Raw genomic sequence first — 22,788 nt, forward strand, 5'->3', positions numbered from 1 at the left:
CGGGGTCTCCCTTGCCGTCACCGGCCGTCATAGGCGCTCTGCAGCGCGGCAATGTCGAGCTTTTTCATGGCCATCAGCGCTGTCATGACACGCTGCGAGCGGGCCGGATCCTCACTGCCGAGCATCTGCTGCAATGCAACGGGAACGATCTGCCAGGACACGCCGTATTTGTCCATCAGCCAGCCGCATTGCTCGCGCTCCTGGTGCGCCGACAGCTTTTGCCAATAGTCATCCACCTCGGACTGGGACGCGCAATTGACCACCAGCGAGATGGCCGGTGAAAACGGAAAATCCGGCGTTCCGTTGAGGGCCACGAACGCCTGTCCGTCGAGTTCGAAGCGCACCGTCAGCACGGTTCCTGCGGGCAAAGGCGCGCCCTCGCCGTAACGGTTCAGGCCCAGGATGCGGGAGTTCTTGAAGACGGAAACGTAGAAACTGGCGGCCTCTTCGGCCTGGCCGTCGAACCAGAGGCAAGGGGTGATTTTTTGCATCGCTCATTTCTCCTGTGGTCGCGCCGGCCCGCGCACCATGCCGGCCTGGCCCCGAGGCCGCCTTCGGCCTCTTTATGCACGACGAACGGCGCCCCGCGATCTCGACAACCTCGATTGAACAATGGCCTTATGTGCCCACGCGGGCCACCCGTGCCGCACTGTCGTCGTAACAAGGGGCCAGGGCACGGACCTCCACCGTGGCCCACTGCGCCGCCGGGCATTCGCGCGCGATAGCGACCGCCTCGTCGAAACTGCTGCAGTCGATCAGAAAAAACCCGCCGATCATTTCCTTGGCTTCGGCAAACGGGCCGTCCAGCACCTGCAGCTTGCCGCCGCTCGTCTGCACCCGGGCGGCCGCGGCATGCGAGGCCAGCGACCCGGTGGCCTGCAGCACGCCGCGCGCCTTGAGACTTCCCGCAAAGCGAACCATGCTGTCATACGCGGCACGGCCCTCGGCTTCGGTGCGGCTTTGCCGCTGGCCGGTCGGCTCAAGAATCAGGAGCATGTAGGTCATGGGGGCCCGGATCGTGTTTTGCCCGGGCGTGTCCCGGTCGCGCAATCATCATAGCGAGGCCTGCCGCGCCGTTCAATGTCGTACCGGCTCAACTTGTAACACGCAACACGCGAGCGGCTGCCGGCGCCGGAGGTCCCGCTCAGTCCACAAAAAAATCGGGGATGAAATTCTTCGTGCCTGGCGTTACCGAATATTTCTCGAGGTCGGTCACACCGTGCGCGGCCAGCAGCACGTCGTCGATGAAGAAGTTGCCGGTGCTGGAGCCCGGGCTGGTGAAGATCAGGTACGCCGCATCCGACAGGATATCGGGCTTGCGGCACAGCCTGGTGTCGACGCCCGGAATCATTTGCAGCGCGGCGGTGGCAATCGCGGTGCGCGGCCACAGGCTGTTGACGGCGATGCCATACTTTTTGAACTCGCCCGCGTGGCCCAGCGTGCACATGCTCATGCCGTACTTGGCCATGGTGTAGGCGGTATGGTTCTCAAACCAGTGCGGCTTCATGCTCAATGGCGGCGACATCGTGAGCACCTGCGGGCTGCGGCCCGCGGCGGCAGATTTCTTGAGTTCGGGCAGGCAGGCCTGTGTACACAGGTAGGTGCCGCGCGCGTTGATGCCGTTCATCAGGTCGTAGCGCTTCATTGGCGTGTGCTCGGTGTCGGTCAGGCTGATGGCGCTGGCGTTGTTGACCAGAATGTCGATGCCGCCAAAGGCCCCCACCGCCTTCGCCACGGCGGCGAGCACCGCGTCTTCCTCGCGGATGTCCACCGCCAGCGGCAGCGCCTGGCCACCGGCGGCCTTGATCTCTTCGGCCGCACTGTAGATCGTGCCCGGCAGCCTGGGGTTCGGGTCGGTGGTCTTGGCGATGACGACGATGTTGGCGCCATCCGCCGCGGCACGTTTGGCGATCGCCAGGCCAATGCCGCGCGAGGCGCCGGTGATGAACAGGGTTTTGCCTTTGAGGCTGGCGGTTTGGTTCATGGTGACTCCTGATAACTATCAAATCAATAGCTGACAGTTAAGAACTGACAAGGGCTAAAGGCCTATTTGATCTAAACTTTGGAGAAATCGGGCTTGCGCTTTTCCATGAAGGCGGTGAAGGCCTCGCGCGCCGCGGGCTCGCGCAGCATGCGGCCAAAACTCGCGCCCTCTTCCACCATGCGCTCCATCAGAATGGCGGGCTGGCCCTTCTTCATGAGGCGCTTGGTTTCGATCAGGGCCGTGATCGGCTTGGCCGCGAGCTTGCGCGCCTGCGCCTGCGCCATGGCGTTGGCTTCGGTCGGCGGCACCACGCGATTCACCAGCCCGACGTCGAGTGCGGCTTCGGCATAAAAGGGCTCGCCCAGCAGCAAGGCCTCGGCGGCACGGTGGTAGCCCAGCATCTGCGGCGCCAGCAGGCTCGACGCGGCCTCGGGACACAGGCCCAGGTTCACGAACGGCATCGAGAACGCCGCGTTGTCGCCCGCATAGACCAGGTCGCAGTGGAACAGCATCGTGGTGCCGATGCCGACGGCCGGGCCACACACCGCGGCAATCAGGGGCTTGGGGAAGGTGGCGATGCCGCGCAGAAAGCGGAACACCGGTGACTCAGGCGTGGACGGCGGCGCGTTGAGGAAGTCGCCAATGTCGTTGCCCGCGCTGAAGATGGTCTCGTGGCCCTGCAACACCACGACGCGGATGGCGGCGTCGCCTTCGGCCTGCGCCAGCGCATCGGCCATCGCGCCGTACATGGCGGCGGTGATGGAGTTCTTTTTCTCCACCCGGTTCAGGGTGAGGGTCATCACGCCGGCGTCGATGTGGGTGAGTATGTCGCTCATAGGAGTGCTTCCTTTACAAAATCGAGCCGGTCCTGGCCCCAGAACATCTGGCCGCCGGCAAAAAAAGTGGGCGCGCCGAACACGCCGCGGTCAATCGCCTCCTGCGTCATGGCCTTGAGCCGGTCCTTGACCTCGGGCTCCCGCGTCAACGCCAGCAGTGCGGGGGCGTCGAAGCCTGCCGCCTGCAGCGCGGCTGCGACGGTGGCCGGGTCGTTCAGGTTCTGCGCATCGACCCAGATGGCGTGAAAGATCGCATCCACATAGGCACCAAAACGCGCGGGCTCGCGCAGCTGCAGACCCGCCGCGCCGCGCATCAACGTCAGGGTGTTGATGGGAAAGTAGGGGTTTTGCTTCAGCGGCACGCCGTAGCGCTTGGCGAAGCGGTCGAAGTCGGTAAACGTGTAGGCGCCCTTGGCCGGGATCGTCGCCGGCGAATGATTGCCCGTGGCCTGGAACACGCCGCCCAGCAGCATCGGCTTCCAGACCAGCGCGGCACCGGTCTCACGGCACAAGGCCGGCAATTGCGTGTACGCCAGGTAGGACGCCGGACTGCCGAAATCGAAATAGAATTCGACACTCTTTTCGGCCACGATTTTCTCCTTCTAGTCAGTTGAGGACAGAGCAAAAATTGCTCTGCAATTTCTTGGTCTGTCCCGCAAGGTTTCAGAAAGTCTCCATCCACGGCCGCAGATCGAGCTCGTGCGTCCAGGCATCGCGCGGCTGGCTGTGCAGCATCCAGTAGTTGTCCGCGATGTGGTCCGGGTTCAGGATGCCGTCCTGCTCCTTGAGGGCATAGCGCTGCGGGAAATTCTCGCGGATGAATTCGGTGTCGATGCTGCCATCCACCACCACATGCGCCACATGGATGCCGCGCGGCCCGAGTTCGCGCGCCATGCTTTGGGCCAGCGCACGCAGGGCATGTTTGGCGCCGGCAAAGGCGGCAAAGTTGGCGCCGCCACGCAGCGAGGCGGTGGCGCCGGTGAAGATGATGGTGCCCTTGTGTGCCAACCCCTCGCGCGCCACCATGCGCCTGGCCACTTCGCGCCCACTCAGGAAGCCGCCCAGGCAGGCCAGCTCCCAGATCTTGAAATATTTGCGCGCGGTCTCGTCGAGGATGCTGGCCGGCACGTTGGCGCCGATGTTGAACACCAACACCTCGATCGGGCCGATGCCGGATTCGATCTGGTCGACCAGCGCCACGACTTCTTCCTCGCGCCGCGCGTCCGAGGCAAAGCCGTGGGCCGTGCCACCCTCGCCGCGGATGCGCTCGAGCAGCGGCTGCAGCTTGTCGAGGTTGCGCCGGGTCACGCAGGCGGTGTAGCCCTCGCGTGCAAAGCGCCGCGCGATGGCGCCGCCGGTGGCGTCACCCGCGCCGATGATCAAGGCGACTGGGTGCGTAGTACTCATGGCTTGCTACTCCTTGTAATAGACGATCTGGTGCGTGGTGACCAGCAGCTCGCCGGCCTCGTTCCACAGTTGCGCCGTCTGGTCGAAGTAACCGCGGTGGAACGCCTGGGCTTGCGCCTGGCCGAGCAGGTAGCCGGTGCCTACGTCCCGCAGCCGGGCCGCATCGGCATGGAAATACACCGTCATCGACACGGTGCCGATCGGCACCGGGCTGGCACGCCGACGCCAGATGCGCGGAAAAAATACATCGGACAGTGCGGTGAGCGACGCAAAGTCCAGCGGCCGCGGCGGGTTGTCGCGAACCCAGAGCCGGGTGCGGCTGATGCCATGGTCGCGGCCGTCCCACGCAGCGGGAAAGTCACCCTCCATGAAGCGCATCTCATAGCGGTTGATCCACTCCACGCGGCCGGCACGCTCAAGGAGCGGCACATCCAGCGGCCGCGGCACGACCGGCATGGTGTGCTCATCGGCGCTCCAGGTATCGCGGCGCAGCGCGGTAAAGGCCGTGCCCGTGAGCACGGTCTGCCCCTGCTGCAGCACTTCGATCACCCAGTGCTGGGTGGAGCGGTTGGTGCGCGCGGGCCGCGCCTGCACGGTGAAAGGGCCGTCGGCCAGCGCCGCTGCAAAGTTCACGGTCAGCGCCACAGGTTCGCCCAGGCGCTGGGGATGCTGCAGCACGGCATTCATGGCCTGCGCGGCCGTGACGCCGCCAAACGGCCCGACCATGTTGGCATAGACCGGGCTGGTGTGGCCGAGCCAGCTGCCGTCGCTCTGGGCTGTCAGGGCAATGGCGTCATCGAACGCGTGGCGGCTCATGCTTGTCTCCTGGATCACAAAGGCCTCGCTGTTGAGGCGTTGGAAAGTTCAGACGCGCTCGAAAATGCCGGCAGCGCCCTGCCCCATGCCCACGCACATGGTGACCATGCCGTATTTCTTATTGTGCCGTTTGAGCGCATGCACCACTGTCGCGGAACGGATAGCCCCGGTGGCCCCCAGGGGATGGCCGAGCGCGATGGCGCCACCCATGGGATTGACCCGGGCCGGATCGAGGCCCAGCGTGTTGATGACCGCCAGTGACTGCGCGGCAAAGGCCTCGTTGAGCTCGATCCAGTCCATGTCATCGAGCGTGAGGCCCGCGTAGCGCAACGCCGCCGGGATCGCCTCGATCGGGCCGATGCCCATGAGGTGCGGCGGCACGCCGCGGCTGGCGTAGCTGACAAAGCGCGCCAGCGGCGTGAGGCCGAAGCGCTGGATGGCCGCTTCGCTGGCCAGGATCAGCGCACCCGCGCCATCCGAGGTTTGCGAGCTGTTGCCGGCCGTGACCGAGCCGCGCGCCGCAAACACGGTCTTGAGCCTGGCCAGCCCTTCAACGGTGGTATCGGGACGCGCACCTTCGTCAAGGCTCACGGTGCGTTTCGTGACGCTGACTTCGGCCGAGTCCAGGTCCACGGAGCGCTCCGCCACCTCCACCGGCGTGATCTCGTCGGTGAACTCGCCGGCTTTCATCGCGGCGACGGCCTTCATGTTCGACCGATACGCGAACTCGTCCTGCGCCTCACGGCTCACCTTCCACTGCTGCGCGACCTTCTCGGCCGTCAGGCCCATGCCGTAGGCGATGCCGTAGTTCTCGACATCGTCGGTGTTGGCGAAAATGGTGGGCGAGAGCGAGGGCGAGTTGCCCATCATCGGCACCATGCTCATGCTCTCGGTGCCGGCGGCGATCATCACGTCGGCCTCGCCCACGCGGATGCGGTCGGCCGCCATCTGCACGGCCGACAGGCCCGAGGCGCAAAAGCGGTTCACGGTGATGCCGCCCACGCTCTTGGGCAGGCCCGCGAGGATGGCGCCAATGCGCGCCACATTCAGGCCCTGCTGGGCCTCGGGAATCGCGCAGCCGCAGATCACGTCTTCAATGGCCTTCGGGTCCAGCCCCGGCACCTGCGCCAACGCCGCACGCAGCACGGTGGCCAACAGGTCGTCCGGGCGGGTGTTGCGGAAGAACCCGCGGTGCGAACGGCCGATCGGCGTGCGCGTGGCGGCAACGATGTAGGCGTCTTGAACTTGTTTCATGTTGATATTCCTTGTGGGCCGCGATCAGTTACGGACCGGCTTGCCGGTGGACAGCATGCCCATGATGCGTTCCTGGGTCTTGGGGTGCGCCAGCAGCGCGCCGAAGGCCCGGCGCTCCAGCGTCATCAGATACTCTTCCGTCACCAGCGTGCCGGCATCCACGTCGCCGCCGGTGACCACGCCGGCAATCAGGCTGGCAATGTAGAAATCATGCTGGCTGATGAAACCGCCGTCGCGCATGTTCACGAGCTGCCCCTGGATCGTGGCTTTGCCGCTGCGCCCGGCCACCGGGAACTGGCGCCTGGGCGGTGCGCGGTAGCCGGCCAGCGCCATCGCCTTCGCTTCATTCAGCGCCACGAACAGCAGCTCGTCCTTGTTCGGCACGATCAGGTCGCTGTCCAGCAGGTAGCCGAGCTTGCGCGATTCGAGCGCGCTGGTGCCGACCTTGGCCATGGCGGCCGCGGTGAAGCCTTCGGTCAAAAACGGCAACAGGTCCTTGCCCGTGCTGGTGGCAGCGTTCTCGGCGGCCTGGCGTGCGATATAGGTCAGGCCGCCGGCGCCGGGCACCAGGCCCACGCCCACTTCAACCAGGCCGATGTAGCTTTCCATGTGGGCCACACGGCGCGCCGAGTACACGGCCAGCTCGCAGCCGCCGCCCAGCGCCATGCCGCGCAGCGCGGACACCACCGGCACGTTGGCATAGCGCAGTTTCAGCATGATGCGCTGCAGTTCGTGCTCGACCTCATCGATCGCAGCCACGCCGCCGACCATGAAGCCCGGCAGCATGGCCTGCAGGTCGGCGCCGACGCTGAAGGGCTCGTCGCCCGACCAGATCACCACGCCCTGGTAATCCTTCTCGGCCAGGTCCACCGCCAGCGACAGGCCTTCGGCCACGTCCGGGCTGATGGCATGCATCTTGGTCTTGATGCTGGCGATGACGACCTCATCATCGAGCGTCCACAGGCGGATCGCGGCGTCCTCGTGCAGCGTTTTGCCGGCAGCCCTGAAGTCGGGCAGGGACTCGCCCCGTAATTTCTCGGGAAAATGCTGTCTTGCGTAGACAGGCAGCGCACGTCGCGCTATGAATTTCTGAGCAGACGCGCTCCACGAACCGGCTGCCGTGTGCACGCCGCCGGCCTCGGGCACGGGGCCGTTGAACACCCAATCGGGCAACGGCGCCCTGGACAGCGCCTTGCCCGCATCGATGTCCTCCTGCACCATCTTCGCCACCTCGAGCCAGCCCGCCTCCTGCCAGAGCTCGAACGGCCCCTGCTGCATGCCGAAGCCCCAGCGCATGGCCTGATCCACGTCACGCGCGGTCTCGGCGATAGTGGCCAGGTGCACGGCCGCGTAGTGAAAACTGTTGCGCAGGATCGCCCACAGAAACTTGCCTTGCGCTCCCTCACTGTTCCGCAGCAGCTTGAGGCGCTCGCCCGCGGGCTTCTTGAGCATGCGGGCGTAGACCTCGTCGGCCTTCGCGCCGGCGGGCACGTAGTCCTTGCTCGCGAGGTCGAAGCGCAGCACGTCGCGACCGACTTTCTTGTAGAAACCCGCCTTGGTCTTCTGGCCCAGGTTGCCGAGTTCCAGCAAGGCCTTGAGCACCTCGGGCGTGCCGAAGCTGGCGTAGAACGGGTCACTCTGTTCATTGAGGTTGTTCTGCAGCGTCTCGATCACGTGGGCCATGGTGTCCAGTCCCACCACGTCGGCGGTGCGGAAGGTGCCGGAACTCGCACGGCCCAGTTTCTTGCCCGTGAGATCGTCCACCACGTCGAACGTCAGGCCGAAGTTGTCCACCTCCTTCAGGGTGGCCAGCATGCCGGCGATGCCGACGCGGTTGGCGATGAAGTTGGGCGTGTCGTGCGCGCGCACCACGCCCTTGCCCAGGCCGCTGGTGACGAAGGTTTCCAGATCGTCGAGAATTTGCGGCTCGGTGGTCGGCGCGTTGATCAGCTCCACCAGGTACATATAGCGTGGCGGGTTGAAGAAGTGGATGCCGCAAAAGCGCGGCTTGATTTCTTCCGGCAGCGCCTCGCTGAGCTTGGTAATCGACAGGCCCGAGGTGTTGGACGCCACGATGGCGTGCGGCGCGAGAAACGGCGCGATCTTGCGGTACAGGTCGAGCTTCCAGTCCATGCGCTCGGCGATGGCCTCGATCACCAGATCGCACTCCTTGAGCACGTCCATGTGCTCTTCGTAGTTGGCCTGCTGGATCAGCACGGCATCGTCCGCCACGCCCAACGGCGACGGTTTGAGCTTCTTCAGGCCCTCGATGGCGCGGGTGACGATGCCGTTTTTCGCGCCTGTTCCGCCGCCGGGCCGCCCCAAGGCGGAACCGGCCCCCTCGGGGGGCAGCGAACCACGCGAAGCGGGGAGCGTGGGGGCCTTGTTCTCGGGAAGATCGAACAGCACCACCGGCACCCGGACGTTGACCAGGTGTGCCGCGATCTGCGCGCCCATCACGCCGGCGCCGAGCACGGCGACTTTGCGAACTTGAAATCGATTCATGAGTTTTCCAGAAAAGAGGTTGTGGTGCGCCGTCACTCGACGCGCAGCCAGACCTGGGTGCGGTAGAACGGGCCGATGTAGCCACGCACCTCGAGCTTCTTGCCGCCGTCCACGGGTTTGAGGCGGGTGCGGTAGACCTTGCCGTTGTTCGGGTCGACGATGTCGCCGCCGTCCCACACGGTCTTGTCGTCGGCGCTTTGCTTGAGATGGCGCAAGATGGTCAGGCCCAGCAGTGGCTTGTCCTTGCGGTCGTCGGTGCACTTGTCGCACACGGCGTCGGGCTTGGCGGCGGCAGGGTCCAGCAGCTTCTCGATGCTGCCGCTGTACACGCCCGCGTTGTCCTTGATGCGCACCAGCGATTTCTCCGCCTTGGTGTCGTCGTCAATGGTTTTCCACACACCGACCGGGCTCATCTGCGCCATCGCCGAGGTGCCACACGCTACAAAACCAATAGCAATCAGTGCTTTAAACATAAGGGCTCCAGGCAAAAATGACTTGAAAAACGGGCGCCGGGCTGACACTGAGCGGGCAGCGATTCAGCGCCCGCTCAGGCAAACACGGCATCCGTCTCCATCAGCACCTTGCTGCCCGAGCGCGCGGTGCGCATCAGCGTCGCGGTCTCGGGGAACAGCCGGGCGAAGTAGAAGCGCGCCGTCTGCAGCTTGGCCTGGTAGAACGGGTCGGCCGGCTTGCCTTGTGATTGCGCGGCCGCGATTTCCTTCAGCGCGACCTGCGCCATGCGGGCCCAGAAATAGCCGAACACCAGGTGGCCCGCCACGCGCAGGTAGTCCACCGCGGCGGCGCCCACTTCGTCGGCGTTCTGGAACGCCTTGAAACCCAGCTCGGTCGTGAGCTTGGTCATCTGGTCGCCCAGGACCGCCAGCGGGTTGATGAACTCGGCCATCTTCTCGTTCACGCCCTCTTCTTCCACCAGCTGGCCCACCAGCTGGCCGAACTTCCTGAGCGTGGCGCCGTTGTTGCCCAGCACCTTGCGCCCGAGCAGATCGAGCGACTGGATGGTGTTGGTGCCCTCGTAGATCATGTTGATGCGGGCATCGCGCACAAACTGCTCCATGCCCCATTCCTTGATGTAGCCGTGGCCGCCGAACACCTGCTGGCAGGCCGAGGTCGCGGTCCAGCCGTTGTCGGTGATGAAGGCCTTGACGATGGGCGTGAGCAGGGCCACCAGCTCAGCCGCGTCCTGGCGCACCTTCTCGTCGGGGTGGCTCAGTTCCTTGTCGATCAGCAGCGCGCAGTACAAGCTCAGGGCGCGGCCGCCTTCGGCATAGGCCTTGGCCGTCAGCAGCATCTTGCGCACGTCGGGGTGCACCAAGATGCCGTCGGCGGGCTGGTCCTTGTTCTTCGGGCCGGTCAACGAGCGGCCCTGGATGCGGTCCCGGGCGTAGGCCAGCGCGTTCTGGTAGGCCACCTCGGTCAGGCCCAGCGACTGCATGCCCACGCCGATGCGCGCGGCATTCATCATCACGAACATGGCGGCGAGGCCCTTGTTGGGCTGGCCGACCAGCCAGCCCTGCGCGCCGTCGAGCACGATTTGCGCGGTAGCGTTGCCGTGGATACCCATCTTGTGTTCCAGGCCGGCGCAGTAGATGCCGTTGCGCGCGCCCAGCGTGCCATCCTTGGTCACCAGGAACTTGGGCACGATGAACAGCGAAATCCCCTTGCTGCCCTGCGGCGCATCGGGCAACCGGGCCAGCACCAGGTGAATGATGTTGCTCACCATGTCGTGCTCGCCGGCGCTGATGAAGATCTTGTTGCCGGTGATCTTGTAGCTGCCGTCGGCCTGTGGTTCGGCCTTGGTGCGTAAGAGCCCCAGGTCGGTGCCGCAATGCGGCTCGGTCAGGCACATGGTGCCGGTCCACTCGCCGCTGGTCAGCTTGGGCAGGTAGGTCTGCTTCTGCGCGTCGGTGCCGTGCGTGTGCAGGCATTCGTAGGCGCCGTGCGTCAGCCCCGGGTACATGGTCCATGCCTGGTTCGCGCTGTTGAGCATCTCGTAGAAGCACTGGTTCACCACGATCGGCAAGCCCTGGCCGCCGTACGCCGGATCGCCGCTGAGCGCAGGCCAGCCGCCTTCCACGTATTTCGCATAGGCCGCCTTGAAGCCCTTGGGCGTGGTGACTTCGTGGGTGCTCTGGTCCAGCACGCAGCCCTCGGTGTCGCCGCTGATGTTGAGCGGGAAGGTGACTTCCTGCGCGAACTTGCCGCCTTCTTCCAGGATGGCACTAATCGTGTCCACGTCGACATCGGCGTGCTTGGGCATGGCCTTGAATTCATCGGTGACCTTGAGCACCTCGTGCATCACGAAGTGCATGTCGCGCAGGGGCGGCGTGTAGGTAGGCATGGGGTTACTCCTTGAGGCTCGGGGTGGTTTTCGTGGATGGGGTGGATCGGCCGACCGGCCTGGCTGCCGCGTCAATGCCGTAGCGGGTCAGGATGTGGTCGAAGCCGGTGTTGGCGCGTGCGATCGAGCCGGGGGTTTTCAGGAAACGCGCTTCGTAGTGCAGCGCCAGGATCAGGCCGTGAATCTCGAACGCCATCTGCCGCTCGTCGGCATCGGGGCGCAAATGGCCTTCTTCCTTGGCCTGCACCACCGCGCGGTACATGGCCGCCAGCCAGGTCCCGACCGAACTGGCGAGGGCGTCGCGCACCGGGCCGGGCCGGTCATCGAACTCGACCGCGCCGCTGATGTACAGGCAGCCCGAGTCGATTTCGGCCGAGGTGCGTTTCATCCAGTTGGCAAACAACGCACGCAGCCGCGGCAGCCCGCGCGGCTCGCGCAGGGCCGGGCCAAACACCTCGCCCTCGAAGCGGTCGTGGTACTCGCGGATGACCGAGATCTGCAGTTCCTCGCGCGAGCCGAAATGGGCGAACACGCCCGACTTGCTCATGTGCGTGACCTCGGCCAGCGCGCCGATGGACAGACCCTCCAGACCGATCTGGGTGGCCAGGCCCAAGGCCGCATCCACGATGGCAGCCTTGGTCTGCTGGCCCTTGTGCAAGGCGGGGCCGTTCTCGCCGGCGGGCCGGTGGTTTTTTCGCTGACCGTCGCGGACGGTCTTGCGGGGGTGTTCGGCGACAGGCATGGGGTCCAGACAAAATAAAACGAACGATCGTGCTATTTTGCAGGATTCCAACCCGTTTTACAACTCCCCTCGGGTTTGTCTGGGTATCAGACGGCTCGAATCACAATCGGATCGAATTTGCGGCGCGCTTTCAGTTGTGCCGAATTCCATTCGATGCCGATGCCCGGCGACTCCGGCGCCAGCGCATGGCCAGCCTCGATCTGCAGGCGGCGGGTGGTCAGGTCGTCGAGTTGCGGAATGTACTCGACCCAGCGCGAGTTCGGCACCGCCGCGCACAGGCTCACGTGCAGCTCCATCAGGAAATGCGGGCACATCGCGAGGTTGTGTGCCTCGGCCAGATGGGCGATCTTGAGCCAGGGCGTGATACCGCCGACGCGCGCCACATCGGCCTGTACGATGGAGCAGGCGCCCCGCTGGATATATTCAGCGAACTGCGCCAGGTGGTACATCGACTCGCCCACCGCGATCGGCACCGTCGTGCTCGCGAGCAACTGCGCGTGGGCCGCGACGTGCTCGGCGGGCATCGGCTCCTCGAACCAGGCCAGGTCGAGTTCGGCGTACCGGCCCGCGCGGCGGATGGCTTCCGACAGCGAGAAGCACTGGTTGGCATCCACCATCAGCTCGAAGCCGGGGCCCACGGCGTTGCGCACCGCAGACAGGCGGCCCATGTCTTCCGCCAGGTGCGGCTTGCCGACCTTGATCTTGGCGCCCATGAAGCCCTGCGCCTGCGCCTCGAGCGTCTGCTCGACCAGTTGCGCGGGCGCCAGGTTGAGCCAGCCGCCCTCGGTGGTGTAGACGGGCACGTGCGGCTTGGCGCCCCCCGCCATGCGCCAAAGCGGCAGGCCGGCGACCTTGCCGTTGCGGTCCCACAGCGCCGTGTCGATGGCCGCCAGCGCGAGACTGGTGATAGCACCGACGGCCGTCGCGTGAGTATGGAAGAACAGGTCGCGCCAGATGGCCTCGAACCGCTGCGGGTCGCGCCCGATGAGCAGCGGCGCGAGGTGATCGCGCAGCAGCGCGACGATCGACGAGCCACCCGTGCCGATGGTGTAGGTGTACCCGGTGCCCTGCGACCCGTCGCCGCAGCGCACGGTCACCATGACCGTCTCCTGCGTCACGAAGGACTGGATGGCGTCAGTGCGCAGCACCTTCGGCGGAATGTCGACCTGGCTGATCTCGACCTGATCGATGCTCGTCATGATGGCTTCTCAGGCACCGTTCTTCGTAACTTCCTCGGGCAGATCCGCGCCGTGGAATTTCTTGTAGATCGCGTTCAGCTTTCCGTTCTTGAGATTGACGCGAATCCAGCCGTTAATCTTCTCCTTCAGCTTCGGCTCACCCTTGCGCAAGCCGACGGCCAGCATGTTCACTTTCATCGTGAACTTCACTTCCATCTGCTTGGCCGGATTTTTCTCGTTGATGACTTTCAGCAGCGACGGCGCCGTCGCGAAGATGTCGGCCTGGTTGCTCACGATCGCGGTGATGGAGGTGGCGTCGTCGTCAAAGCGCACGATGGTGGCGTCCTTCGGCAGGATCTTGGTGATCTCCTGGTCGTTGGTGGTGCCCCGCGTCGACACCACCTTCTTGCCCGACAGGTCGGCCGCGCTCTTGATGTTCATGCTCTTGGGCGCGCCCACTACCGCCGCAATGCCGGCGAAGGGAATCGAGAAGTCGATGACCTTCTCGCGCTCCGGCGTGACAGAAAGGCTGGAGATCACGATGTCGGCCTTGTCGGTCTGCAGGAAAGGGATTCGATTCGCACCGGTGGTTGGCACGATCTCGAGTTCAAGGCCGAGGTCTTTGGCGAGCAGTTGCGCAGTCTCGACATCGGAGCCGGTGGAGTTGAGCTTGTCGTCCTTCATGCCGTAAGGCGGCACGCCGAGATCGATCGCGACGCGAATCTTCTTGGCGGCGGTGATGGTATCGAGCTGGTCCGCATGGGCGGTAACCGTCAGGCTGAGCGCCGAGCCGGCCAGCAGGAAGCCCGATAGCCATAGGGAGATGCGGCGGCGTTGGAAGTGGTTCATGTCTCGTGATCCTTGTGGTTGAAATGAAAACGTCGAAAGTGGGGCCCGGTCACAGACCGTTGCCCAGGAACTGGCGCAGCTCGGGCGTCTTCGGCGCGGCAAGCATCGATGCATCGCCTTCCTCCCGGATCTGCCCTTCGTGCATGAAAATGATTTTGTCAGCGACGCCGCGGGCGAAGGCCATCTCGTGCGTGACCAGCACCATCGTCATGCCCTCGGACGCCAGCGTCTCGATGACCTTGAGCACTTCACCGGTCAGTTCGGGGTCGAGTGCGGAGGTCACCTCGTCGAACAACATCACCTGCGGCTTCATCGCGAGCGAGCGGGCGATCGCTACGCGTTGCTGCTGGCCGCCCGAAAGCTGCTCGGGATAGGCGACAGCCTTCTCGGCCAGACCGACATGCGCGAGCACCTCCATGGCGACCTCGCGCGCATCGGCCGGGCTCATGCGCTTGACCGAGGTCAGTCCGAGCGTGATGTTCTGCAGCGCGGTCAGATGCGGGAACAGGTTGTAGCCCTGGAACACGATGCCCACATCGCGACGCAGCGCGCGCACGTCCAGCGCCGCATCGTGCACCGCATGGCCGCACACATGGATGGTGCCGCTGTTGACGGTCTCGAGCCGGTCCATGCAGCGCAGCGCCGTGCTCTTGCCCGAGCCGCTCTTGCCGATGATGGCCACCACCTGGCCCTTGGTGACGGAAAACGAGACGCCGCGCAGCACATGCAGCGCACCGAATTTCTTGTGGACCTGGTCGAGTTCAACCACGGGTTGCATTGAGTTTCCTTTCCAGCGTGCGGCTCCAGCGCGAGAGCGGATAGCACATGGCGAAGTACAGAAGAGCGGCACAGCCGAAATAGATGAAGGGCTGGAAGGTCGAGTTGTTCAGCACCTTGGCGTTGTACGAGAGCTCGGCGAAGCCGATGACCAGCGAGGCGATCGAGGTGTTCTTGATGATCTGCACCATGAAGCCCACCGTCGGCGGCGTCGCGATGCGCAGCGCCTGCGGCAGCACCACCTTGGCCATGCGCTGCCAGCGCGTGAGGCCGATGCACTCGGCCGCTTCCCACTGGCTCTTGTGCACCGACTGGATACAGCCCCGCCAGATTTCACCAAGGAAGGCGCTCGAATAGATCGTCATCGCCAGCGCCGCCGCCACCAGCGCAGGCACCGAGCCGATGCCGATGATGTTCGGGCCGTAGAAGCACAAACCCATCAGCACCAGCAGCGGCGTGCCCTGGACGACCTGGATCCACGCGGCCGCGGCCACGCGCACCCCGCGCACCGGCGAGATGCGCGCCAGCGCCATGCCGAGCCCGGCCAGCCCGCCAGCGATGAAGGTCAACACCGAGAGCTCCAGCGTGCCGACGGCGCCCAGCAGCAGATAAGTGAGTTGTTCGTGCGTCATGCCGGGCGCATCACAACGGTGTACCAAGCTTGCGCCGGCGCGTGAACACGATCTGCCCCAGCAACCAGAAACCCAGCCGCATCATGTAGGACAGCGCCAGATAAATTGCCCACAGCACCAGGAAGATTTCGAAGTTGCGGAAGGTATCGGACTGGATACGGTTGGCAATGCCGAACAGCTCCTCGGCACCGATCGACGACATGATGCTCGACGCCAGCATGAGCAGTACGAACTGGCTGGTGAGCGAGGGATAGACGCGCTCCACGGCCGGGCGCAGGATCACATGCCAGAACACCTGCAACTTCGACATGCCGAGGCAGTCCGCGGCTTCCAGCTGCCCTTTGTGGATCGACTCGATGCCGGCGCGGATGATCTCGCAGGTGTACGCGCCAATATTGATCACCAGTGCCAGCACCGCGCCGGCCAGGATCGGCATCGTCACGCCCACGCTCGACAGGCCGAAGATCAGGAAATAGGCCTGGATCAGCAGCGGCGTGTTGCGGATGCCTTCCACATACACGCCGACCAGCCGCCGCAGCCAGCCATGACGGCTGCCGCGCCCGAGCGCGCACAGCGCGCCCAGCACGAAGCCGGCCACCGTGGCCAGGAACGACAGCTGGATCGTGACCCATGCGCCCTCCAACAGCAGTGGCCATTGCGCCAGCACGGACGAGAAATCGAACTGGTATTTCAATCGCGTTCCGTGGCGTGTTCGATACCGGTTTTCAGAGCTTGAAGCCGATGACGTCTTGCCGCTGCTCGCCCAGGCCTTCGATGCCCAGCGTCATCACGTCGCCCTTCTTGAGGAAGATTGGCGGCTTCATGCCCATGCCGACACCGGGTGGCGTGCCTGTGGTGATCACGTCGCCGGGCATCAAGGTCATGAACTGGCTCACGTAGCTGACGATCTTGGCCACGCCAAAAATCATGGTCTTCGTGTTGCCGGTCTGCCGGCGCTCGCCGTTCAGGTCGAGCCACATCGCGAGTTTCTGCGGATTCGGCAGCTCGTCGCGCGTCACCAGCCAGGGGCCGATGGGGCCGAAGGTGTCGCAGCCCTTGCCCTTGTCCCACTGCGATCCACGCTCGAGCTGAAACTCACGCTCGCTCACGTCGTTGACGGTGCAGTAGCCCGCCACGAAGTTGAGCGCATCCTTTTGCGAGACGTAGCGTGCCCGCGTGCCGATGACCACGCCGAGCTCGACTTCCCAGTCCGACTTGACCGAGCCCTTGGGCAGCATCACCGCGTCGTTGGGCCCCTGGATGCAGCTCGTGGCCTTCATGAACACGATCGGTTCCTTCGGGATCGGCATGTTGGACTCGGCCGCATGGTCGGAGTAGTTCAGGCCGATCGCAATGAACTTGCCGACACCCGCCACCGGGCAGCCCAGGCGTGGCGCGCCCCTGACGCGCGCCAGTTTGTCCACCTTGAGCTTGCGCAGCCGGGCCAGCGCCTTGTCACCCAGCTGGTCGGGGGTGATGTCCTTCAGCACCGTGCTCAGGTCGCGCAGCTGGCCATCGTCATCGATCAGGCCGGGTTTCTCTTTGCCGGGGTTGCCATAACGAACGAGTTTCATCGGGTTCCTTTCAGTTTGAAGCGTGGACTGTACGTCAGTAAGTGGAGCGGCCGCCCGACAGGTCGAACACGGCGCCGGTGGAGAACGAGCACTCTTCGGTGCACAGCCACGCCACCATGGCCGCCACCTCCTGCGGCGTGCCAAAGCGCCCCATGGGAATCTTCGAGAGCATGAACGCGATGTGCTCGGGCGTCATCTGCTCGAAAATTGCGGTCTTCACGGCCGCGGGCGTTATGCAGTTCACGCGCACGCCGGTGTCGGCCAGCTCCTTGCCAAGCGACTTGGTCAGCGCGATCACCGCGGCCTTGCTCGCGCTGTAGGCACTGGCATTCGGGTTGCCGTCCTTGCCGGCCACCGAGGCGATGTTGACGATGCGCCCGTAGTTGTGCTCGCGCATGTGCGGCACCAGTTCGCGGCAGCAGTAGAACAGGCCGTTCAGGTTCACCTGCATGACCTGCAGCCACTGCTCGGGAGGGTAGTCCCAGACCTTCACGTTCGGACCGGTGATGCCCGCGCAGTTGACCAGCGCGTCGATCGTGGGCTGCTGCGCCACCGTCTGGCGCACGGCCTGCACCACGCTGGCGTGCTCGCCCACGTCCACCACCACGGTGTGCACACCCGCGCCGAGTGCCTGCGCGGCCTGGCCCAGCGCCGCGGCGTCGAGATCCCACAGCGTGACCTGCGCGCCCGACGCGAGCATGCGCTGCGCGATGGCCAGCCCCAGGCCGGCCGCGCCACCGGTGATGACCGCATGGCGGCCGCTCAGGTCGAGCTGGTTCATATCGTCATGCCGCCATCCACCGAGAACAATTGCCCCGTGGCGAACTGCGATTCGTCGCTGGCCAGATACACCACGATGGGGGCAATCTCGTGGGCCTGCGCCAGCCGCCCCATGGGCTGGCGCGCGATGAAGTTCTTGCGCGCCTCGGCCGGATCGGCGTAGCTGCTGATGCGCTCGCCCAGCGAGGGCGTATCCACCGTGCCCGGGGCAATCGCGTTGCAGCGAATCCCCTGCCCCACAAAATCGGCAGCGACCGCTTTCGTGAGCCCCACCACGGCGGCCTTGCTGGCGCCGTACACAAAACGGCTGGGCAAGCCCTTCACGCTGCTGGCCACACTGGACATGTTGATGATGCTGCCCCCGCCATGGGCCAGCATCTTGGGCAGCGCGGCCTGGATCATCCAGTACTGCGAGCGCACGTTCAGGTTGAAGGCGAAGTCCCACTCTTCATCCGTGGCCTGCAGGATGGTGCCGTTGTGCACAAAGCCGGCGCAGTTGAACAGGATGTCGAGCGCCGGCAAATCGGCGGCGACCTTGTGGATGGCGGCCTTGTCGAGCACGTCCAGCGCCAGCGCGGTGACGTTGGCCACGCCCGCGTAGCTCTCCAGCAGCCTCGTGTTGACGTCGGTGGCCCAGACCTGGGCGCCCTCGGCAGCCATGGCCAGCACGCTGGCCCGGCCGATCCCTTGCCCGGCCGCCGTGACCAGTGCGGTTTTGCCTTTGAGTCTCATGGTGTGTCCATCCTGTGGGTGAGGTTTCGTGTGTTTCAGGGTTTCGCCCGATGCTGCGGCGCGATAATCGTGGGATTATCAATTGGCCTGACCACTTGGCCAATTATGGCTAACCCTTAACCCACCTCTGGCGCCTTCATCCATGCCCCTGCAAGCCTTAGAGCCGCAACGCCTGTACCGCCAGATCGCGGGGCAGTTGCGCGCGCTGATCCAGGCCGGCGAGTTTGCGGTGGGCGCGCGCCTGCCGGCCGAGCGCGACCTGGCCAAACAACTGGGCGTGAGCCGGCCTTCGGTGCGCGAAGCCCTGATCGCGCTGGAGGTCGAGGGCTGGGTCGAGATCCGCACCGGCTCGGGTGTGTATGTGCTGGACCGCACCAGCGCGGCAAACCCCGGCGGGCGCGTGGAAGTCTCACCCGCCGAATGGGGGCCGCTGGAGCTCATTCGTGCGCGCCGCGTGGTGGAAGGCGAGATCGCCTCGATCGCCGCCACACAGGCCCGGCGCCGCGACGTGGCGGCCATGGACGGCGCCATCGCCGCCATGAAAAGCGCCGCCGCGCAAGGCGTGCTGCCACTGGAGGGTGACCGCGCCTTTCACACCGCGGTCGCCGAAGCCTGCGGCAACGTGGTGCTGACCGAGACGGTGCAAAACTTCTGGGATTCGCGCCACGGCCCGCTGTTCGAGCGCCTGGGCGGTCATTTCGAAACCCCGCAGTCGTGGCGCTGCGCCATTGCCGAGCACGAAGCCATCGTGGAAGCGATCCGCGCGCATGACGGCGCGGGTGCCCGCGCAGCCATGCACGCGCACATGGACAAGTCCCACGCCCGCTTCAGTGCGAGCTGGCGCCGCGCCAAAAGCGCCTGAGGCCCATTCTCTTTTTTACGTCTGCGTACACCTACACCATGAATCCCTTCATTCGTCTGCACCCCCACGACGACGTGCTGATCGCACGCTCCCAACTGCTCGGCGGCGCCACCGTGGAAGGCATTGCCGTGCACGGCCTGATCCCGCCCGGCCACAAGATCGCCACGCACGCCATTGCCGCCGGCGAACCGGTGCGCCGCTACAACCAGATCATTGGTTTTGCGAGCAAGCCGATTGCCGCGGGCGAGCACGTGCACACGCACAACCTCGACATGGGACCCAGCAAGGGCGACTTTGTGCGCGACTATGCGTTCGGCGCCGACGTCAAGCCCGAGCCTGCGCGGCGCGAGGCCAGCTTCATGGGCATCCGGCGGGCCGACGGCCGGGTCGCCACGCGCAACTACATCGGCGTGCTCACCAGCGTGAACTGCTCTGCCACCGCCGCGCGCGCGATCGCCGACCACTTCTCGCGCCAGACCAACCCCGGGGCGCTGGCTGACTTTCCCAACGTCGACGGCGTGGTGGCACTGACGCACGGCACCGGCTGCGGCATGGACACCGAGGGCATGGGCATGCAGATCCTGCAGCGCGTGCTGGCCGGCTATGCCACGCATGCCAACTTCGCCGCCGTGCTGGTCGTCGGCCTGGGCTGCGAGGCGAACCAGATCAACGCCTGGCTGGCCAGGAGCGGCCTGCGCGAGGGCGACACCTTCAAGGTGTTCAATATTCAGGACACCGGCGGCACCACCAAGACCGTGGCCAAGGGCGTGGCGCTGATCAACGCGATGCTGCCCAAAGTGAACAACGTGCGGCGCGAACCGTGCAGCGCAGAGCACATCACCATCGGCCTGCAGTGCGGCGGCTCCGACGGCTACTCGGGCATCAGCGCGAACCCGGCGCTGGGGGCCGCGGTCGATTTGCTGGTGGCCCATGGCGGCAGCGCGATCCTGAGCGAGACCCCCGAGATCTACGGCGCCGAACACCTGCTGACGCGCCGCGCCGTCAAGCGCGAAGTCGGCGAGAAACTCATAGCGCGCATCAAGTGGTGGGAGCACTACACCGCGATCAACAGCGGCGAGATGAACAACAACCCCTCGCCCGGCAACAAGGCCGGCGGCCTCACGACCATTCTCGAAAAATCGCTCGGTGCCGTCGCCAAGGGCGGCACCAGCAACCTGCAGGCCGTGTACGAATACGCCGAGCCGGTCGATACGCATGGCTTCGTTTACATGGACACGCCCGGCTATGACCCGGTCAGCGCCACGGGCCAGGTCGCAGGCGGCGCGAACCTGATCTGCTTCACCACCGGGCGCGGTTCGGCCTACGGCTGCGCGCCCTCGCCTTCGCTCAAGCTCGCGACCAACTCGGCGCTGTGGCGCAGGCAGGAAGACGACATGGACATCAACTGCGGCGAGATCATCGACGGCACCGCCTCGGTCGCCGAGATGGGCCAGCGCATCTTCGATCTGGTGCTGGCCACGGCCTCGGGCGCACGCAGCAAAAGCGAGACGCACGGCTACGGCCAGAACGAGTTCGTGCCATGGCAGGTGGGCGCGGTGATGTAGTTATCCCCGTCATTCCCGCGCCCTTCCCCGTCATTCCCACGCCCTTGCCTGTCATTCCCGCGCAGGCGGGAATCCATGGCCACCCCAGCATTTCTTCACCGCCAATAATCCATGTCAAAAACCCTCCAAGCCCATACCTTGCGGGCACAAGTAGCTACCGTTCTAATAGCATCCGGCAGCTCCGCCACCGAGGCCGCCAGGGTCGCCGACAACCTGGTGCTGGCCAACCTGAGCGGCCACGATTCGCACGGTGTGGGCATGCTGCCGCGCTATGTGGACGCGGTGCTGGAGGGCGGGCTCACGCCCAACGCGGCGGTACAGACCGTGCTCGACGCCGGCAGCCTGCTCACGCTCGATGGCCAGCGCGGCTACGGCCAGGTGGTGGGCGAGCAGGCCATGCAGCTCGGCATCGCGCGCGCCAAAGCATCGGGCAGCTGCATCATGACCCTGCGCAATACGCACCACCTGGGGCGTATCGGCCACTTTGCCGAGATGGCGGTGGCGCAGGATCTGGTGTCGCTGCACTTCGTCAACGTGCTGTCGCGCCCGGTGGTCGCGCCCTGGGGCGGGGCCGACGGCCGCTACGGCACCAACCCGTGCTGCATCGGCATCCCGCTGGCCGGCCGCGAACCTTTCCTGCTCGACTTTGCCACCAGCCGCGTGGCCCAGGGCAAGATGCGCGTGGCCTACAACAAGGGCGTCCAGGTCGAACCCGGCACGCTGATCGACGAGCACGGCCACCCCACCACCGACCCCGGCGTCGTCGTGGTGCCGCAAAGCAACGGCCTGTTCGGCGCGCTGATGGCGTTCGGCGAATACAAGGGCTACGGCATGGCCGTGGCGTGCGAGCTGCTGGGCGGCGCCTTGAGCGGCGGCGGCACCTGGCACCGCGCCCCCGACAGCGCCCGCGCCGTCGTCAACGGCATGCTGACCATCCTGATCGACCCCGCCAAACTCGGCACCCAGGCCGCGTTCGAACAGGAAGCCGCGGCATTTATCGACTGGTTGAAACAGGGCCCGGTGGCGCCGGGTTTTGACGCGGTGCGCATTGCCGGCGAGCCCGAGCGCGAAGCGCGGCGCGCGCGCGCGGTGGATGGCATTACGCTTGACGATCAGACCTGGGCCGAGATGGTGGCGGCTGGCGCCAAGGTGGGCGTGAATTTATAAGGAAAAATCGGCCCTAGCCCTTACCCTGCCTAGGCAAACAGCTTCCCTTTTTATAGCATCAGCGCGAGACTGGCTTCCAGATACTCCGAGGGTGCGCGCTTGAAACCCGAGCGCGCAAAGCGCTGCAGCCGGCCCACCACGAAGGCGGTGAGTGCGGACGCCCGCACCTGCGCATCGACACTGGGCGTGGCCGAACCGTTGGCATCGGCCGCGCCGCGCAGGCTTTGTTTCAGCGTCGATTCGATCTTGTCGAAAAACTGGTTCATGCGCTGCTGCAGGCGTTCGTTCTCGAACACCAGCGCGTCGCCCACCATCACGCGCGTCATGCCGGGATTTTTCTCGGCGAACTGCAGCAGCATGTGGACGACCTTGCCGGCCTGGCGGATACCGGCATCGGCGCCGTCCGTCTCGCGCTCGGTGATCTGGTTCACCAGCGAAAACACCGTCTGCTCGATGAACTCGATCAGCCCCTCGAACATCTGCGCCTTGCTGGCAAAGTGGCGGTACAGCGCGGCCTCGCTCACCTCGAGCCGCGCCGCGAGCGCCGCCGTGGTGATGCGCTCGGCCCCCGGCTGCTCCAGCATGCTGGCCAGCGCCTGCAGAATCTGCACCCGCCGCTCGCCCGGCTTGGGCCGCTTGCGTGCGGGGACGGCGGCTTCGCCGGCGGAAGGGCTGGCGGAGGAAGTGGAGAGCTCGACGTCGGACATGTTTGCAACAAGGTGTAGTCGAATGATTCTCGCACAGCGGTACCAAGGGTTTCTCCGGTACC

At 65.4% G+C, this 22,788-nt stretch carries 24 protein-coding genes; 3 read left to right on the top strand and 21 right to left on the bottom strand.

Annotated elements, in window-relative coordinates; genetic code table 11:
• Nucleotides 1–17 precede the first annotated feature (17 nt).
• The 20 genes from EUB48_RS18735 to EUB48_RS18830 all read right to left on the bottom strand — a co-directional run bounded on the left by EUB48_RS18735 (nucleotide 18) and on the right by EUB48_RS18830 (nucleotide 18,425).
• Complete coding sequence (locus EUB48_RS18735) at nucleotides 18–491, bottom strand: VOC family protein (RefSeq protein WP_142820601.1); 474 nt, start codon at nucleotides 489–491, stop codon at nucleotides 18–20.
• A gap of 127 nt (nucleotides 492–618) precedes the next feature.
• Nucleotides 619–1,005 (bottom strand): YciI family protein, encoded by a 387-nt coding sequence (locus tag EUB48_RS18740; RefSeq protein WP_142820602.1) that lies wholly within the window; start codon nucleotides 1,003–1,005, stop codon nucleotides 619–621.
• A 139-nt stretch (nucleotides 1,006–1,144) separates the two neighbouring features.
• Nucleotides 1,145–1,984, bottom strand: a complete 840-nt coding sequence (locus tag EUB48_RS18745; RefSeq protein ID WP_142820603.1) for an SDR family oxidoreductase — start codon at nucleotides 1,982–1,984, stop codon at nucleotides 1,145–1,147.
• Nucleotides 1,985–2,055: 71 nt separating this feature from the next.
• A complete protein-coding gene (locus tag EUB48_RS18750) occupies nucleotides 2,056–2,820 on the bottom strand; it encodes an enoyl-CoA hydratase (protein ID WP_142820604.1) in 765 nt (254 codons plus the stop codon).
• Entirely contained in the window at nucleotides 2,817–3,410 is a 594-nt protein-coding gene (locus EUB48_RS18755; protein WP_142820605.1) for a 2-hydroxychromene-2-carboxylate isomerase, read from the bottom strand. Before EUB48_RS18755 ends, EUB48_RS18750 begins: the two co-directional genes overlap by 4 nt.
• Nucleotides 3,411–3,483: 73 nt before the next feature.
• A complete protein-coding gene (locus tag EUB48_RS18760; RefSeq protein WP_142820606.1) occupies nucleotides 3,484–4,227 on the bottom strand; it encodes an SDR family oxidoreductase in 744 nt (247 codons plus the stop codon).
• A 6-nt stretch (nucleotides 4,228–4,233) separates the two neighbouring features.
• Nucleotides 4,234–5,043: an acyl-CoA thioesterase gene (locus EUB48_RS18765; protein WP_142820607.1), complete on the bottom strand. Its 810-nt coding sequence runs from the start codon at nucleotides 5,041–5,043 to the stop codon at nucleotides 4,234–4,236.
• A gap of 48 nt (nucleotides 5,044–5,091) precedes the next feature.
• On the bottom strand, nucleotides 5,092–6,297 hold the full coding sequence (locus EUB48_RS18770; RefSeq protein ID WP_142820608.1) for an acetyl-CoA C-acyltransferase: 1,206 nt from the start codon (nucleotides 6,295–6,297) through the stop codon (nucleotides 5,092–5,094).
• 24 nt (nucleotides 6,298–6,321) lie between these two features.
• Nucleotides 6,322–8,802: a 3-hydroxyacyl-CoA dehydrogenase/enoyl-CoA hydratase family protein gene (locus EUB48_RS18775; protein ID WP_142820609.1), complete on the bottom strand. Its 2,481-nt coding sequence runs from the start codon at nucleotides 8,800–8,802 to the stop codon at nucleotides 6,322–6,324.
• Nucleotides 8,803–8,834: 32 nt separating this feature from the next.
• Entirely contained in the window at nucleotides 8,835–9,275 is a 441-nt protein-coding gene (locus EUB48_RS18780; RefSeq protein WP_142820610.1) for a DUF2147 domain-containing protein, read from the bottom strand.
• Between the two features lie 74 nt (nucleotides 9,276–9,349).
• A complete protein-coding gene (locus tag EUB48_RS18785; RefSeq protein ID WP_142820611.1) occupies nucleotides 9,350–11,161 on the bottom strand; it encodes an acyl-CoA dehydrogenase C-terminal domain-containing protein in 1,812 nt (603 codons plus the stop codon).
• Nucleotides 11,162–11,165: 4 nt separating this feature from the next.
• Complete coding sequence (locus tag EUB48_RS18790) at nucleotides 11,166–11,903, bottom strand: TetR/AcrR family transcriptional regulator (RefSeq protein WP_142820612.1); 738 nt, start codon at nucleotides 11,901–11,903, stop codon at nucleotides 11,166–11,168.
• A gap of 86 nt (nucleotides 11,904–11,989) precedes the next feature.
• The gene (locus EUB48_RS18795) at nucleotides 11,990–13,102 is read right to left on the bottom strand and encodes a mandelate racemase/muconate lactonizing enzyme family protein (RefSeq protein ID WP_142820613.1); all 1,113 of its coding nucleotides are present in this window, start codon (nucleotides 13,100–13,102) and stop codon (nucleotides 11,990–11,992) included.
• A 9-nt stretch (nucleotides 13,103–13,111) separates the two neighbouring features.
• The gene (locus tag EUB48_RS18800; RefSeq protein ID WP_142820614.1) at nucleotides 13,112–13,930 is read right to left on the bottom strand and encodes a transporter substrate-binding domain-containing protein; all 819 of its coding nucleotides are present in this window, start codon (nucleotides 13,928–13,930) and stop codon (nucleotides 13,112–13,114) included.
• 49 nt (nucleotides 13,931–13,979) lie between these two features.
• Nucleotides 13,980–14,708 carry an amino acid ABC transporter ATP-binding protein gene (locus EUB48_RS18805; protein WP_142820615.1) on the bottom strand — a complete coding sequence of 243 codons (729 nt, stop codon included), beginning with the start codon at nucleotides 14,706–14,708 and terminating at the stop codon, nucleotides 13,980–13,982.
• The gene (locus EUB48_RS18810; protein ID WP_142820616.1) at nucleotides 14,692–15,339 is read right to left on the bottom strand and encodes an amino acid ABC transporter permease; all 648 of its coding nucleotides are present in this window, start codon (nucleotides 15,337–15,339) and stop codon (nucleotides 14,692–14,694) included. The genes EUB48_RS18805 and EUB48_RS18810 overlap by 17 nt, the downstream gene beginning before the upstream one ends.
• 10 nt (nucleotides 15,340–15,349) lie before the next feature.
• Nucleotides 15,350–16,033 (bottom strand): amino acid ABC transporter permease, encoded by a 684-nt coding sequence (locus EUB48_RS18815; protein ID WP_142820617.1) that lies wholly within the window; start codon nucleotides 16,031–16,033, stop codon nucleotides 15,350–15,352.
• A 31-nt stretch (nucleotides 16,034–16,064) separates the two neighbouring features.
• Nucleotides 16,065–16,913 (bottom strand): fumarylacetoacetate hydrolase family protein, encoded by an 849-nt coding sequence (locus tag EUB48_RS18820; RefSeq protein ID WP_142820618.1) that lies wholly within the window; start codon nucleotides 16,911–16,913, stop codon nucleotides 16,065–16,067.
• A gap of 34 nt (nucleotides 16,914–16,947) precedes the next feature.
• Nucleotides 16,948–17,694, bottom strand: a complete 747-nt coding sequence (locus EUB48_RS18825; RefSeq protein WP_142820619.1) for an SDR family NAD(P)-dependent oxidoreductase — start codon at nucleotides 17,692–17,694, stop codon at nucleotides 16,948–16,950.
• Nucleotides 17,691–18,425: an SDR family oxidoreductase gene (locus tag EUB48_RS18830; RefSeq protein ID WP_142820620.1), complete on the bottom strand. Its 735-nt coding sequence runs from the start codon at nucleotides 18,423–18,425 to the stop codon at nucleotides 17,691–17,693. Before EUB48_RS18830 ends, EUB48_RS18825 begins: the two co-directional genes overlap by 4 nt.
• A 142-nt stretch (nucleotides 18,426–18,567) precedes the next feature.
• On the opposite strand from EUB48_RS18830, the gene EUB48_RS18835 reads away from it, so the two are divergent.
• From EUB48_RS18835 to EUB48_RS18845, 3 genes are all read left to right on the top strand, one after another.
• Complete coding sequence (locus EUB48_RS18835; protein WP_142820621.1) at nucleotides 18,568–19,287, top strand: FadR/GntR family transcriptional regulator; 720 nt, start codon at nucleotides 18,568–18,570, stop codon at nucleotides 19,285–19,287.
• A 38-nt stretch (nucleotides 19,288–19,325) separates the two neighbouring features.
• Nucleotides 19,326–20,852, top strand: a complete 1,527-nt coding sequence (locus EUB48_RS18840) for a UxaA family hydrolase (protein ID WP_142820622.1) — start codon at nucleotides 19,326–19,328, stop codon at nucleotides 20,850–20,852.
• 111 nt (nucleotides 20,853–20,963) lie between these two features.
• Nucleotides 20,964–22,019, top strand: a complete 1,056-nt coding sequence (locus EUB48_RS18845; protein WP_142820623.1) for a malate/lactate/ureidoglycolate dehydrogenase — start codon at nucleotides 20,964–20,966, stop codon at nucleotides 22,017–22,019.
• Between the two features lie 50 nt (nucleotides 22,020–22,069).
• On the opposite strand, the gene slmA is transcribed toward EUB48_RS18845, so the two are convergent.
• Entirely contained in the window at nucleotides 22,070–22,726 is a 657-nt protein-coding gene (gene slmA, locus EUB48_RS18850; protein WP_142820624.1) for a nucleoid occlusion factor SlmA, read from the bottom strand.
• Nucleotides 22,727–22,788: the final 62 nt, after the last annotated feature.

The sequence above is a fragment of the Rhodoferax sediminis genome, assembly GCF_006970865.1.
In the GTDB taxonomy this organism is placed as follows: Bacteria; Pseudomonadota; Gammaproteobacteria; order Burkholderiales; family Burkholderiaceae_C; genus Rhodoferax_A; species Rhodoferax_A sediminis.